Annotated in this window: 15 protein-coding genes; 14 read left to right on the top strand and 1 reads right to left on the bottom strand. The window is 57.5% G+C overall.

Going from position 1 to position 13,208, the window contains the following annotated elements; all coding sequences use genetic code 11:
- Positions 1 to 85 precede the first annotated feature (85 nt).
- The 13 genes from nrdD (at position 86) to phnP (ending at position 11,484) form a co-directional block, all read left to right on the top strand.
- Positions 86 to 2,224, top strand: a complete 2,139-nt coding sequence (nrdD, locus tag U869_RS0108395) for an anaerobic ribonucleoside-triphosphate reductase (protein WP_025121654.1) — start codon at positions 86 to 88, stop codon at positions 2,222 to 2,224.
- A gap of 179 nt (positions 2,225 to 2,403) precedes the next feature.
- Positions 2,404 to 2,868, top strand: a complete 465-nt coding sequence (nrdG, locus tag U869_RS0108390; RefSeq protein WP_025121653.1) for an anaerobic ribonucleoside-triphosphate reductase-activating protein — start codon at positions 2,404 to 2,406, stop codon at positions 2,866 to 2,868.
- 251 nt (positions 2,869 to 3,119) lie between these two features.
- Positions 3,120 to 3,848: a phosphonate metabolism transcriptional regulator PhnF gene (gene phnF, locus U869_RS0108385; RefSeq protein WP_025121652.1), complete on the top strand. Its 729-nt coding sequence runs from the start codon at positions 3,120 to 3,122 to the stop codon at positions 3,846 to 3,848.
- Positions 3,849 to 4,292, top strand: a complete 444-nt coding sequence (gene phnG / locus U869_RS0108380) for a phosphonate C-P lyase system protein PhnG (RefSeq protein ID WP_025121651.1) — start codon at positions 3,849 to 3,851, stop codon at positions 4,290 to 4,292.
- A 3-nt stretch (positions 4,293 to 4,295) separates the two neighbouring features.
- Positions 4,296 to 4,877 (top strand): phosphonate C-P lyase system protein PhnH, encoded by a 582-nt coding sequence (gene phnH, locus U869_RS0108375; protein ID WP_025121650.1) that lies wholly within the window; start codon positions 4,296 to 4,298, stop codon positions 4,875 to 4,877.
- Positions 4,877 to 5,962, top strand: coding sequence for a carbon-phosphorus lyase complex subunit PhnI (locus U869_RS0108370; RefSeq protein ID WP_025121649.1), 1,086 nt, complete (start codon positions 4,877 to 4,879; stop codon positions 5,960 to 5,962). Before phnH ends, U869_RS0108370 begins: the two co-directional genes overlap by 1 nt.
- Positions 5,955 to 6,806: an alpha-D-ribose 1-methylphosphonate 5-phosphate C-P-lyase PhnJ gene (locus U869_RS0108365; protein ID WP_025121648.1), complete on the top strand. Its 852-nt coding sequence runs from the start codon at positions 5,955 to 5,957 to the stop codon at positions 6,804 to 6,806. The genes U869_RS0108370 and U869_RS0108365 overlap by 8 nt, the downstream gene beginning before the upstream one ends.
- Positions 6,806 to 7,594, top strand: coding sequence for a phosphonate C-P lyase system protein PhnK (phnK, locus tag U869_RS0108360; protein WP_025121647.1), 789 nt, complete (start codon positions 6,806 to 6,808; stop codon positions 7,592 to 7,594). Before U869_RS0108365 ends, phnK begins: the two co-directional genes overlap by 1 nt.
- Positions 7,595 to 7,605: 11 nt before the next feature.
- On the top strand, positions 7,606 to 8,310 hold the full coding sequence (gene phnL, locus U869_RS0108355) for a phosphonate C-P lyase system protein PhnL (RefSeq protein WP_025121646.1): 705 nt from the start codon (positions 7,606 to 7,608) through the stop codon (positions 8,308 to 8,310).
- Positions 8,307 to 9,443: an alpha-D-ribose 1-methylphosphonate 5-triphosphate diphosphatase gene (gene phnM, locus U869_RS0108350; protein WP_025121645.1), complete on the top strand. Its 1,137-nt coding sequence runs from the start codon at positions 8,307 to 8,309 to the stop codon at positions 9,441 to 9,443. The genes phnL and phnM overlap by 4 nt, the downstream gene beginning before the upstream one ends.
- Positions 9,443 to 10,003, top strand: a complete 561-nt coding sequence (gene phnN, locus U869_RS0108345) for a ribose 1,5-bisphosphokinase (RefSeq protein ID WP_025121644.1) — start codon at positions 9,443 to 9,445, stop codon at positions 10,001 to 10,003. The genes phnM and phnN overlap by 1 nt, the downstream gene beginning before the upstream one ends.
- Positions 10,000 to 10,602, top strand: a complete 603-nt coding sequence (locus U869_RS0108340) for a DapH/DapD/GlmU-related protein (protein WP_025121643.1) — start codon at positions 10,000 to 10,002, stop codon at positions 10,600 to 10,602. The genes phnN and U869_RS0108340 overlap by 4 nt, the downstream gene beginning before the upstream one ends.
- Before the next feature lie 132 nt (positions 10,603 to 10,734).
- Positions 10,735 to 11,484, top strand: a complete 750-nt coding sequence (gene phnP, locus U869_RS0108335; RefSeq protein WP_025121642.1) for a phosphonate metabolism protein PhnP — start codon at positions 10,735 to 10,737, stop codon at positions 11,482 to 11,484.
- A gap of 39 nt (positions 11,485 to 11,523) precedes the next feature.
- Here the strand turns inward: phnP and U869_RS0108330 are convergent, their stop codons facing one another.
- Positions 11,524 to 12,732, bottom strand: a complete 1,209-nt coding sequence (locus U869_RS0108330; RefSeq protein ID WP_025121641.1) for an RNA-guided endonuclease TnpB family protein — start codon at positions 12,730 to 12,732, stop codon at positions 11,524 to 11,526.
- Positions 12,733 to 12,754: 22 nt separating this feature from the next.
- Here U869_RS0108330 and tnpA point away from each other — a divergent pair, with 22 nt between their 5' ends.
- Positions 12,755 to 13,171: an IS200/IS605 family transposase gene (gene tnpA / locus U869_RS0108325; protein WP_025121640.1), complete on the top strand. Its 417-nt coding sequence runs from the start codon at positions 12,755 to 12,757 to the stop codon at positions 13,169 to 13,171.
- The last annotated feature ends 37 nt before the right edge of the window (positions 13,172 to 13,208 follow it).

Here is a 13,208-nt window from a genome sequence, read left to right as displayed (position 1 = left end):
CATCCACACCCTCCGCAGCCCTTGCGCCCTGCGGTTTTGCCCTGTGGATAAGCCGACGCTCCCCGATGGGGACAGGAGTTACAACGTGAAACCAGTAGTGATTAAACGGGACGGTTGCCAGGTATCTTTTAACGAAGAGCTGATCAGGCAGGCCATCGAGCGGGCCGCCTTGGCCGCTGAAGTTGTCGATGCTGACTACTGCGCTACCGTCGCCCGGGTGGTCGCTCAACAGATGGAAAACCAGCCGCGGGTGGACATCCATGAAATCCAGCAGGCGGTAGAAAACCAACTGATGGCTGGCCCGTATAAACAGCTGGCACGTACCTACATCGAGTATCGCCACGATCGCGATGTCTCACGCGAACTGCGCGGGCGTTTGAACCAGGAAATCCGTGGTCTGGTAGAACAGAGTAACGTCGCACTGCTCAATGAGAACGCCAATAAAGACAGTAAGGTGATCCCTACCCAGCGCGACCTGCTGGCCGGTATCGTCGCCAAACACTACGCCAAACAACATATCCTGCCGCGAGATGTGGTGCTGGCCCATGAGCGTGGCGAGATCCACTACCACGATCTCGACTATTCGCCATTCTTCCCGATGTTCAACTGCATGCTGATCGATCTGAAAGGCATGCTGACCAACGGCTTCAAGATGGGCAACGCCGAGATCGAGCCACCAAAGTCGATCTCTACCGCCACCGCCGTGACCGCACAGATCATCGCTCAGGTTGCCAGCCATATTTATGGCGGCACCACCATTAACCGTATCGACGAGATCCTGGCCCCGTTCGTGACCGAGAGCTTCAACAAGCACCAACAGGTAGCAGAGCAGTGGCAGATCCCGGACGTGGCAGGCTATGCGATGACCCGCACCGAGAAAGAGTGCTACGACGCCTTCCAGTCGCTGGAATACGAAGTGAACACCCTGCATACCGCCAACGGTCAGACGCCGTTTGTGACCTTCGGTTTCGGTTTGGGTACCAGTTGGGAATCGCGCATGATTCAGCAGTCGATCCTGAAAAATCGTATTGCCGGGCTGGGCAAAAACCGTAAAACCGCGGTGTTCCCGAAACTGGTGTTCGCGATCCGTGACGGCTTGAACCATAAATTTGGCGACGCCAACTACGACATCAAACAGTTGGCGCTGGAATGTGCCAGCAAACGCATGTATCCGGACATCCTCAACTACGACCAGGTGGTCAAGGTCACCGGTTCGTTTAAAACTCCGATGGGTTGCCGCAGCTTCCTCGGCACCTATGAAGAGAACGGCGAGCTGATCCACGATGGCCGTAACAATATCGGCGTCATCAGCCTGAACCTGCCGCGCATCGCCCTGGAAGCTCAGGGTGATGAGAGCTGCTTCTGGGAACTGCTGGATGAGCGCCTGCTGCTGGCCAAGAAAGCCCTGATGACCCGCATTGCCCGCCTGGAAGGCATCAAGGCCCGCGTAGCACCAATCCTGTATATGGAAGGAGCCTGCGGCGTACGCCTGAAGGCCGACGATAATATCGCGGAAATCTTCAAAAATGGCCGCGCCTCGATTTCGCTGGGTTACATCGGCGTGCATGAAACCATCAACGCGCTGTTTGGCGCGGGACAACACGTTTACGACGACGAGCAGCTGCGTGCCAAGGCTATCGCCATTGTGCAACGTCTGAAAGATGCCACCGAAAGCTGGAAGGAAGAAACCGGCTACGGCTTCAGTCTGTACAGTACGCCAAGTGAGAACCTGTGCGATCGCTTCTGCCGCCTGGATACCAATGAGTTTGGCGTCGTCGATGGGGTGACGGATAAAGGGTATTACACCAACAGTTTCCACCTCGACGTGGAGAAAAAGGTCAATCCCTACGACAAACTGGACTTCGAAGCGCCATACCCACCGTTGGCTAACGGCGGCTTCATCTGTTACGGCGAATACCCGAACCTGCAACACAATCTGAAGGCGCTGGAGGACGTGTGGGATTACAGCTACACCCGCGTGCCTTATTACGGCACCAACACGCCGATCGATGAGTGCTACGAGTGTGGCTATACCGGCGAGTTTTCCTGTACCAGCAAAGGCTTTACCTGCCCAAAATGTGGCAACCATGACTCGGCAAAAGTCTCGGTGACCCGCCGCGTGTGTGGCTATCTGGGCAGCCCGGATGCCCGTCCGTTTAACGCCGGCAAGCAGGAAGAAGTGAAGCGTCGGGTGAAACATCTGGGCAATGGGGAGATTGGTTAACTGACCCCTCACCCTAACCCTCTCCCACAGGGAGAGGGGACCGATCGAGTTCGCTGATTTTTCTGCGTAATACCTTTACCCCACTTCCCAAAGCAGCACGGACCAACCAAATGCTCCGGACAGCCCCTCTCCCTGTGGGAGAGGGTTGGGGTGAGGGCAACATAAAAGAAAATAATATTATGAATTTCCACCAGTATTACCCCATCGATGTCGTCAACGGCCCCGGCACCCGCTGCACGCTGTTTGTGGCCGGTTGTGTACACGAATGCCCGGGCTGCTATAACAAAAGCACCTGGCGGGTCAATTCCGGTCTGCCGTTTACCCAGCAGATGGAAGACCAGATCGTGGCCGATCTCAACGACACGCGCATTCCACGCCAAGGGCTATCGCTGTCCGGCGGCGATCCGCTGCACCCAGCCAACGTCGCTGCCGTGTTGCAGCTGGTCAAGCGAGTCCATGCCGAATGCCCAGGCAAAGATATCTGGCTGTGGACCGGCTATAAGCTGGATGAACTGAATAGCGAACAGATGCAGATCGTCGATCGGATTAACGTATTGATAGACGGCAAGTTTGTGCAGGACTTAAAAGACCCGGCGCTGATCTGGCGCGGCAGCGCTAATCAGGTGGTGCATAAGCTTCGCTAGTTTTATCCCCGTTTGGTGCAGCGTAGGCTGCGCCCACCTTTCATCGCAAAAAATCCATTTTCTCCACCATCCGCTATCCCACACAGCATCATCTTCCTGTCCAAAATTGTTCATCAGTTCGCCACCTGGGCGTCACGTGATTGTCATCTGCTCTCGGCACCATGATGCCAACGTGATTACCGAGTGCTGAACATGGATCTCATCGCCGTTTTGCCGCTTTCCTCCCTAACCGAAGTGCCGAGGGTTTAGCTATGACGCACTTATCTAGACATCCGACCAGTTACCCCACCCGTTATCAGCAGATTGCCGCCCAGTTGGAGCAAGAACTGTGCAGCCAGTACCGCTGCGGGGATTATCTGCCTTCAGAACAACAACTTGCCGAGCGCTATCAGGTCAATCGCCATACGCTGCGCCGTGCCGTCGATGAGCTGGTAGAGCGCGGCTGGCTGCAACGCCGCCACGGTATCGGCATTCTGGTCTTACTGCGCCCTTATAACTATCCGCTGCACGCCAATACTCGTTTCAGCCAGAACCTGCTCGAGCAGGGCAGCCATCCCACCAGTGAGCGCTTACTTGCAGTATTACGCCCGTGCAGTGGGCATGTCGCCAGCGCCCTCAGCCGTGAAGAGGGGGAAACCATCATCCACCTGCGCACTCTGCGCCGGGTGAACGGCGTGCCGATGAGCGTGATCGACCATTATCTGCCCGATCTGGACTGGTGGCCCGCACTGCAGCAGTTCCATAGCGGTTCTCTGCACGAATTTATCCAACAGCAGATCCACCAGCCGCTGACCCGCCGCCAGACCCGCATCAGCGCACGGCGTGCCCAGGCGAAAGAGAGCCGCCTGCTGGAGATCGCCACCCATGCGCCGTTGCTATGCGTGCGTACCCTGAACACCTGTAGCGGCAGCGATACGGTGGCGGAATACTCCGTCAGCCTGGCGCGTGCCGACATGATCGAACTGACGATGGAGCACTGAATGCAAGCCTTACAGCAGAGACAACGCTGGATGTCGGTACTGGCGCATAGCCAGCCCGCTCAGTTGCGCAGCCACTGGCAGGCGCTGAACCTCAACCCGAGCTACCAACGCCTGCGCGCCCCGGAGATTGGCCTGACGCAGTTGCTAGGGCGCATGGGGGCAACTGGCCGTCGCTTTGTACTGGGTGATATGACCGTGACCCGCGCGGTGGTGCAGTTGGCAAACGGCGTCCAGGGCTACAGCTACATCAGCGGGCGTGACAAGGATCATGCCGAGCTATGTGCGCTGATCGACGCCCTGCTACAGCAACCCGCCAACCATGAATTGCTACAGCTTCAACTGATCGAACCCTTGGCCGCACTGCAACAGGAGCAGCGCCAACTGCGTGCCCGCGCCGTCGCCTCCAGCCGGGTGGATTTCTTTACGCTGGTACGAGGGGATTAAGCCATGACGTTATTAGCCGGTTTTGACCAGCCGATTGAACAATCGCAGCAGGCTTTTCGTTTGATTTTAAAGGCGTTAAGTGAGCCTGGCATGATTGTTGAGCTCCCAGATGTTCCGGCATGGGGTGCGCTGAACACCGCCAGCACCGCCGTGTTGCTGACGCTGGCAGATCAGGAAACACCGCTGCAGCTCTGTGCTGAACTAAAAAGTGAGCGAGTGCTAACTAACATCCGTTTTCATACCGGCGCAGCGCTGGCTAACTGCCCGGAAGATATCCACCTGGCGGTATGGGATGACCAATTACAGCCTGCCGATTTAAGCGCTCTACCACACGGCAGTGAAGTTTCACCAGAGTTCGGTGCCACGTTGGTGGTGCAGGTAGCGACATTGGAAGGCAGTGACGGACTACACCTCTCCGGCCCCGGCATTGAAAAACAACGGGAAATTTCTCCGTCGTTGCCAATGGCGTTACGGAATTATCTACTCGAACGACCACAGCGCTTCCCGCTGGGTCTGGACATTATCTTGACCAGCGGCGGGCGTCTGATGGCGCTGCCAAGAACCACCCGCGTGGAGGAGTGCTGATGTACGTTGCGGTGAAAGGGGGCGAAAAGGCCATCGAGGCTGCCCATCAACTACAGGAAAATCTGCGTCGGGGCGACGAAAGCATTCCCGCGCTTAGTGCAGAGCAAATCGGCGAACAGCTGGGTTTGGCCGTTGACCGGGTGATGACGGAAGGCGGTATTTACGATCGTCAGCTAGCGGCGTTGGCCATCAAGCAGGCCAGCGGCGATCTGGTGGAGGCCATTTTTCTGCTGCGCGCCTATCGTACCACCCTGCCACGTCTGGCCGTCAGCGAACCGTTGGCGAGTGAGAACATGCGGCTGGAGCGGCGCATCTCGGCGGTTTACAAAGACTTGCCAGGTGGCCAGGTGCTTGGCCCCACTTATGACTATACCCATCGCCTGCTGGATTTTGCACTGTTGGCCAATGGTGAAACGCCTGCCGCCCCGCAGGCCGATGAGCCGCTGCCAGAGAGCTGCGCCCACGTGTTCGACCTGCTGAATCAGCAGCATCTGGCACTGGCAGAAGAAGATGACGGCAGCACTCCAGACGATATTACCCGCAACCCGCCGGTTTATCCGTGCTCCCGCTCGGCGCGCTTACAACAGCTGGTGCGTGGCGATGAAGGCTTCCTGCTGGCATTAAGCTACTCCACCCAGCGCGGCTATGGCCGTAATCATCCGTTCGCCGGGGAGATCCGCAGCGGATACGTTACCGTGGAGATCGTGCCGGAAGAACTCGGTTTCGCCATCGATGTCGGCGAGATCCTGCTGACCGAATGCGAAATGGTGAACGGCTTTGTCGACCCACAAGATCGCCCGCCGCACTTCACCCGTGGCTACGGGCTGGTATTTGGCCGCTCGGAACGCAAAGCCATGGCGATGGCGCTGGTGGATCGCGCCTTGCAAACCGCCGAATACGGTGAGGACGTGGCAGGCCCGGCGCAGGACGAAGAGTTTGTTCTGGCCCACGCCGATAACGTGGAGGCCGCCGGTTTTGTTTCCCACCTCAAGCTGCCGCACTACGTCGACTTCCAGGCCGAGTTGGAGCTGCTCAAACGCTTGCAACAGGAATTTGCCGCCCTTCAGGAGACTCGCCATGAGTGAAGTATTGACCGGCTATAACCTCGGTTACCTGGATGAACAAACCAAGCGCATGATCCGCCGCGCGATCCTCAAGGCGGTGGCGATCCCCGGCTATCAGGTGCCGTTTGGTGGCCGCGAGATGCCAATGCCTTATGGCTGGGGCACCGGCGGCATCCAGATCACCGCCAGCATTATTGGCCGCGCCGACGTGCTGAAAGTCATCGACCAGGGGGCCGACGACACCACCAACGCGGTCTCCATCCGCCGCTTCTTCCAACGCGTGGCCGGAGTCGCTACCACCGAGCGTACGCCAGAAGCGACGCTGATCCAGACCCGTCACCGCATACCGGAAACGCCATTGCAGGCGGACCAAGTCCTGATTTATCAGGTGCCTATTCCGGAGCCACTGCGCTTTATCGAACCGCGCGAGACCGAAACGCGCAAGATGCACGCACTGGAAGAATACGGCGTGATGCAGGTGAAGCTGTATGAGGATATCGCCCGCTACGGCCATATCGCTACGACCTATGCCTATCCGGTGAAGGTTAACAATCGCTATGTGATGGACCCTTCACCGATCCCTAAATTCGATAACCCGAAGATGCACATGATGCCTGCGTTGCAGCTGTTCGGCGCCGGGCGGGAAAAGCGCATCTACGCCCTGCCGCCGTTTACCAAGGTTGAAAGCCTGGACTTTGACGATCACCCGTTCAGCGTACAGCAGTGGGAAGAGCCTTGCGCCCTGTGCGGCTCACGCCACAGCTATCTGGATGAAGTAGTGCTCGACGACCAGGGCAGCCGGATGTTCGTCTGCTCAGACACCGACTTCTGCCAGCAACAACTCAATCAAGAGGTACCGCACTGATGACTTCCGTTCCGTTGAGTGCCACACCGTTGCTGACGGTCAATCAACTCACCCACCTTTACGCGCCGGGCAAGGGTTTCAGCAACGTGTCATTCGATATCTATCCCGGTGAAGTGCTGGGCATCGTCGGCGAATCCGGCTCGGGTAAAACCACGCTGCTCAAGTCGATCTCAGCCCGGCTGGCACCGCAACAGGGCCAAATCCTCTATCGCCCGCAGCCAGGACAGCAGCAGGATCTGTACGCCATGGCGGAAAGCGATCGCCGCCGCCTGCTGCGCACCGACTGGGGCGTGGTGCATCAGCATCCACTCGACGGCCTGCGACCACAGGTTTCTGCTGGCGGCAACATCGGTGAGCGCCTGATGGCCATCGGCCAGCGCCATTACGGTGATATTCGTCAGCAGGCCAAACAATGGCTGGAGGACGTGGAGGTCCCGGTCTCTCGTCTGGACGATCTGCCTACCACCTTCTCCGGCGGTATGCAGCAGCGCTTGCAGATCGCCCGCAATCTGGTGACCCATCCCAAGCTGGTGTTTATGGATGAGCCAACCGGCGGGCTGGACGTTTCCGTGCAGGCGCGCCTGCTGGATCTGCTGCGCAATCTGGTGGTGGAAATGCAGCTGGCAGCGGTGATTGTCACCCACGATCTGGGCGTGGCACGCCTGCTGGCCCACCGCTTGCTGGTGATGAAAGAAGGCGAAGTGGTGGAAAGCGGTCTGACCGACCGGGTGCTGGACGATCCGCACCATCCTTACACCCAGTTGCTGGTCTCTTCGGTTCTGTCGTAAACAGGTGACATATGACGATTAAAATCCGGGTTGAACACCTGAGTAAAACCTTTGTGCTGCACCAACAGCACGGTACCCGCCTGCCGGTGCTGCACGATGCCAACCTGACCGTCAGCAGCGGCGAATGCGTGGTGCTGCACGGCCATTCCGGCAGTGGTAAATCCACCCTGTTGCGTTCGCTGTACGCCAACTATCTGCCAGACAGCGGTCATATCTGGATCCATCATCAGAATGACTGGTTGGAACTGGTACAGGCCGAGGCCCGACAAATCCTGGCGGTGCGCCGCCACACCATCGGCTGGGTCAGTCAGTTTCTGCGCGTGATACCGCGCATCAGCGCGCTGGAAGTGGTGATGCAGCCATTGCTGGAATCCGGCGTTGAGCGTAGCGAATGCCGTGAGCGGGCCGAAACCCTGCTCAACCAACTCAACGTACCGCAGCGCCTGTGGCAGTTGGCCCCTTCGACCTTCTCCGGCGGTGAGCAGCAGCGGGTGAATATCGCCCGTGGCTTTATCAAGGATTACCCCATTCTGCTGCTGGATGAGCCGACTGCTTCGCTCGACAGCCGCAACAGCGCAGCGGTGGTCAACCTGATCGAACAGGCCAAACAGCGCGGCGCGGCCATTGTCGGTATCTTCCATGATGCAGTCACCCGCGAGCAGGTGGCCGACCGTTTACATGCCATGCGGGCCCCACAGGTTCTGGAGACGCCATGATTATCAATAACGTCAAGCTGGTGCTGGAAGACCAGATGGTTGCGGGTTCACTGGAAATGACCGACGGTGTGATCCGTAACTTTGCCGAGACGCCGAGCCAGCTACCGCAAGCGCTGGACGGTGAAGGCGGCTGGCTGTTGCCGGGGCTGATTGAGCTGCATACCGACAATCTGGACAAGTTTTTCACCCCGCGCCCCAACGTGGACTGGCCCGCACATTCGGCCATGAGCAGCCACGACGCGCTGATGGTGGCCAACGGCATCACCACGGTGCTGGATGCGGTCGCGATTGGTGACGTACGCGACGGCGGGCATCGGCTGGAAAATCTGCAAAAAATGATCGATGCGGTGATCTACAGCCAGCGCGCCGGGGTGAACCGGGCCGAACATCGGCTGCATCTGCGCTGCGAACTGCCCCATAGCAGCACCTTGCCCCTGTTCGAGCAGTTGATGGATAAGCCGGGTGTGTCTTTGGTATCGCTGATGGATCATTCTCCGGGCCAGCGCCAGTTCGCCTCACGGGAAAAATACCGTGAATACTATCAGGGCAAATATCACCTCAATGACCAGCAGATGAGCGAATATGAGGTCGAGCAGATAGGCCTGTCCGAACGTTGGGCCACGCCAAACCGCGAGGCAATCGCCGCCCACTGCAGGGCCCGGAATATCGCGCTCGCCAGCCACGACGACGCCACCACCGATCACGTCAGCGAATCCAGCGCACTGGGCAGTGTGATTGCTGAATTCCCGACCACCGAAGCGGCAGCACGGGCCTCGCATCAGCAAGGTATGCAGGTGCTGATGGGCGCGCCCAATATTGTGCGTGGCGGTTCGCACTCCGGCAACGTGGCGGCGCACCATCTGGCGGCCCTGGGCGTGCTGGATATCCTCTCTTCCGATTATTACCCAGCCAGCCTGCTGGACGCCGCGTTTCGTCTGGCGGCCGACGATCGCAACGCTTTCACCCTGCCACAGGCCGTGCAGTTGATCACCCGCAATCCGGCTCGGGCGTTGGGCTTGCAGGATCGTGGTCTGATTGCCGAAGGGTTACGCGCGGATCTGGTGTTGGCAAAACCACACGGTGAGCACATTTACGTGCAAAACGTCTGGCGACAAGGCAAGCAGGTGTTCTGATGGCCTATCTCATCTATCTGATGGGCCCATCCGGGGCAGGCAAGGACAGCCTGCTAGAACGGCTGCGGGCAGCAACCCGCGCCGGACCGCTGGTGGCGCACCGCTACATCACCCGCCCGGCCAATGCTGGCTGCGAGAACCATATCGCCCTGAGCGAGCCGGAGTTTCTGCGCCGCCGGGCCAACGGGTTGTTTGCCCTAGACTGGCAGGCCCATGAGCATCATTACGCCTTCGGCATCGAGGTCGATCTGTGGTTATTGCAAGGGATCGACGTGGTGGTCAACGGCTCCCGTGCCCATCTGCCTCAGGCGCTGCAACGCTACGGAGCCCAACTGTTACCGGTCTGCTTGCAGGTTTCCCCCACCGTATTGCGCCAAAGGCTGGAACAGCGCGGGCGGGAAACTGCGGTACAAATCGAGCAACGGCTGGCGCGGGCGGCCGACTACCAGCAAACCCTGCCGGTGGGTTGTCGCCTGCTGGATAACAACGGCGATCTCGGGCATACCCTCAACGCACTGCTGGCCTTAACCGAAAAACAACCACAGGACACCCTGCCATGAGCTTGCTGGCCCAACCCAAAATCGGTAACGACGTGACCCTCAACCGCTGCCAACTCGGCCGGTATGTGCATCTGGCCGATGATGCGATCCTGGAAGAGGTCGAAATGGGGGATTACTCCTATACCGCCGGGCATAACCAGATCTTTTACGCCACCATTGGCAAGTTTGTCTCCATCGCTTCCTATGTGCGTATCAATCCCGGCAACCACCCCAGCTATCAGCGCATCGCCCAGCATCACTTCACCTATCGCGCTTCCGACTACGGCCTGGGGGAAGATGATGAGGCATTCTTCGACTGGCGGCGCGAGCAGCACGTGACCATCGGCCACGACGTGTGGATCGGTCACAATGCGATCGTGATGCCGGGCGTGACCATTGGCAATGGCGCGGTGATAGGCAGCGCGGCGGTGGTGACTAAAGACGTGGAACCGTATTCGCTGGTTGCCGGAGTCGCAGCCAGGAAAATCGGTATGCGCTTTGATGATGCGCTGATCGAGCGTATTGAGCGCAGCCAGTGGTGGCACTGGGATCGCGAGGTGTTACAGGCTCGGCTGGCCGATTTTCGTGACATCGACAGTTTCGTGGCCAAGTATTTGTGATTTTACCCCTCACCACCGGGCGCAGCATGCAGCGCCCCTACGTGCTGGTCTGCAGCCACATATGAGCGGGGTTAGCAGCGAGAAACCAGTTTGGGGTGAGGGGGAAACCAATCGTAAAATGAGGAAACCAGTATGCAACTGACCTTTCTTGGCACCGGCGGAGCGCAGCAGGTGCCCGCCTTTGGCTGCGACTGCCTGGTATGCCTACGGGCGCAGCGCGAACCGGCGTTCCGGCGGCGACCGTGCAGTGCGATGATCAAATTTCAGGGAGAAACGACGTTATTGGATGCGGGATTAAGCTCGTTGGAAAGGCGTTTTGCGGCGGGGGAAATTCAACGTTTTTTACTGACACATTACCACATGGATCACGTTCAGGGGTTATTTCCTTTGCGTTGGGGGTGCGGAAAATTTATTCCCGTCTACGGCCCAGCAGATGAACAAGGCTGCGACGATCTGTTTAAACACCCTGGTATTCTGGCGTTCCAGCCTCCGTTGCTTCCCTTCGAAACGGTGGAGTTGGGCGGGCTGCTCGTCACGCCGTTACCGTTGATCCATTCCAAGCTCACCCACGGCTATCTGTTCCAGACGGAAGGCAAGGCCCTGGCCTATCTGACCGATACCGTCGGCCTGCCGCCGGAAACCACACGCTATCTGCAACAGATTTCCCTCGATTTGCTGGTGCTGGATTGCAGCCTGCCGCCGCAGCCTCAGGCACCACGCAACCACAACGATCTGCCCCGCGCACAGGAGATCCAGCAACGCTTGCAGCCACGGCGTACGCTGCTGACGCACATCAGCCATCATCTCGATTTATGGTTGATGGCCAACGAGCTGCCGCCAGGCATGGAGCTGGCGTTCGATAATCTCAGCATTGAGTTTTGACATCCTCCCCGCCCTAAAGGACGGGGATTCCTACAGCGTTCAGACCGAAGCCTGACTCGCCTCAGCGGGTTCCTGCTTCAACGGGCGGCCTGACTGCACCATCCCTCCACAGGCAAGCACGGCATGTCCTGCCGCTAAAATATTACGGGCCCCGTTGATATCAGCATTCGCGGTGTAGCCGCATATCTGGCACTCGAATTTACTTTGTGACTGACGATTATCCTTCGCAGTATGACCGCAGCAGGCGCAACGCTGGCTTGTGTATGCCGGAGGTATGGCAAGTACCTGACCACCCTGCCAGAGCTGCTTGTACTCAAGCTGACGGCGCATTTCATACCAGCCCTGATCAAGTATCGCGCGGTTCAGGCCAGATTTGGCTCGGACATTTCTTCCAGGCTGCTCTGCCGAGCCTTTTGCCGATTTCGACATGTTACTGACCTTCAAATCCTCAATGACGATCATCGCGTGGTTTTTGCTGATTTCACTGGTGACTTTGTGAAGGTAGTCGCGCCTGATATTGGCAATATGCGAGTGAAGACGCTGGATTTTTCGCTTCTGTTTTTGCCAGTTTGCACTGAACTTTTCTTTGCGACTTAATTGTTTCTGAAGCACTGCCAGCTTGCGCTGGCTACCTTTAAAGCTATTGACGGGCTGATAGACCGTGCCATCTGAAAGCGTAGCGAGTTGCGTAACTCCGGCATCCAGTCCGACCATTGACTCTGAGTTGTGAACCGGATCAGCGACTTCGTATTCCGTCTGGATACTGACGTACCATTTACCGCATGACTGGCTGACAGTGACGTTCTTCACTTCGCCAATGACTTCACGGCTATTGCGGTAGCGCACCCATCCCAACTTTGGAAGCGATATACGATTGTTGACCTGATCGAACTTCACGCCTTGCGGGTAGCGGAATGCGTCGTTTTGGCCTCGTTTTTTGAAACGAGGGAATGCAGCACGCTTCTGGAAGAAATTTTTGTAGCCGCGCTCCAGATCTTTCAGCGACTGCTGCAGCGGTTGTGATGGAGCGTCTTTTAGCCATTTGGTATCAGGGTGTGATTTCCACTCAATGAGCCATGAAGCCATTTTGGTGTAGGGGATATATTTATTCCCCGCTTCATGGTTCTCATTCTGAAGTGCCAGCGCACGGTTAAAAACGAACCGACAAGCCCCTGCGAAGCGCCGCATATCGCGCTCCTGCTGACCATTTGGTCTTAACTGGAATTTGAAGGCTTGAAATCGTTTCATGACTATCATTATATTTTGGTCTATGACAAAAGAAACTGATATTCGCCGTGGAAGACACTGTGTTTTCCTGATGCATGTTCACTTGGTATTCGTCGCCAAATATAGACGAAAGATATTTGATCTGGATGCCATCGAAAAGCTACGCAGCTACTTTGCCAGCGTATGTGCTGATTTTGATGTTGAACTGGTTGAGATGGACGGCGAATGCGATCACGTGCATTTACTGATCAACTATCCGCCAAAGCTCGCAGTATCGAATCTGGTTAACAGTCTTAAGGGCGTATCCAGCAGGTTGCTTCGCCGTGATCGCCCAGATATCGCCCAACGCTATTACTACAAAGGCGTTCTGTGGACACCGAGTTATTTTGCAAGCAGTTGTGGCGGAGCGCCAATATCGCTCATCCGGCAATACATCGAGCAGCAGCAAACACCAAGTTAGTCGGAAAACCGCGCCTTATATACCCAATAAACCTCAA

This window comes from Serratia sp. H1w (assembly GCF_000633355.1).
Classification (GTDB): domain Bacteria; phylum Pseudomonadota; class Gammaproteobacteria; order Enterobacterales; family Enterobacteriaceae; genus Chania.
Note: the sequence above shows the minus strand (reverse complement) of the source record. Positions and strands in the feature narration are given on the sequence as shown.

Bases quoted from the DNA above. Each gene is read 5' to 3' on its own strand.
- nrdG (WP_025121653.1), top strand. From the start codon at position 2,404: ATGAATTTCCACCAGTATTACCCCATCGATGTCGTCAACGGCCCCGGC.
- phnF (WP_025121652.1), top strand. From the start codon at position 3,120: ATGACGCACTTATCTAGACATCCGACCAGTTACCCCACCCGTTATCAG.
- phnG (WP_025121651.1), top strand. From the start codon at position 3,849: ATGCAAGCCTTACAGCAGAGACAACGCTGGATGTCGGTACTGGCGCAT.
- phnH (WP_025121650.1), top strand. From the start codon at position 4,296: ATGACGTTATTAGCCGGTTTTGACCAGCCGATTGAACAATCGCAGCAG.
- U869_RS0108370 (WP_025121649.1), top strand. From the start codon at position 4,877: ATGTACGTTGCGGTGAAAGGGGGCGAAAAGGCCATCGAGGCTGCCCAT.
- U869_RS0108365 (WP_025121648.1), top strand. From the start codon at position 5,955: ATGAGTGAAGTATTGACCGGCTATAACCTCGGTTACCTGGATGAACAA.
- phnK (WP_025121647.1), top strand. From the start codon at position 6,806: ATGACTTCCGTTCCGTTGAGTGCCACACCGTTGCTGACGGTCAATCAA.
- phnL (WP_025121646.1), top strand. From the start codon at position 7,606: ATGACGATTAAAATCCGGGTTGAACACCTGAGTAAAACCTTTGTGCTG.
- phnM (WP_025121645.1), top strand. From the start codon at position 8,307: ATGATTATCAATAACGTCAAGCTGGTGCTGGAAGACCAGATGGTTGCG.
- phnN (WP_025121644.1), top strand. From the start codon at position 9,443: ATGGCCTATCTCATCTATCTGATGGGCCCATCCGGGGCAGGCAAGGAC.
- U869_RS0108340 (WP_025121643.1), top strand. From the start codon at position 10,000: ATGAGCTTGCTGGCCCAACCCAAAATCGGTAACGACGTGACCCTCAAC.
- phnP (WP_025121642.1), top strand. From the start codon at position 10,735: ATGCAACTGACCTTTCTTGGCACCGGCGGAGCGCAGCAGGTGCCCGCC.
- U869_RS0108330 (WP_025121641.1), bottom strand. From the start codon at position 12,732: ATGAAACGATTTCAAGCCTTCAAATTCCAGTTAAGACCAAATGGTCAG.
- tnpA (WP_025121640.1), top strand. From the start codon at position 12,755: ATGACAAAAGAAACTGATATTCGCCGTGGAAGACACTGTGTTTTCCTG.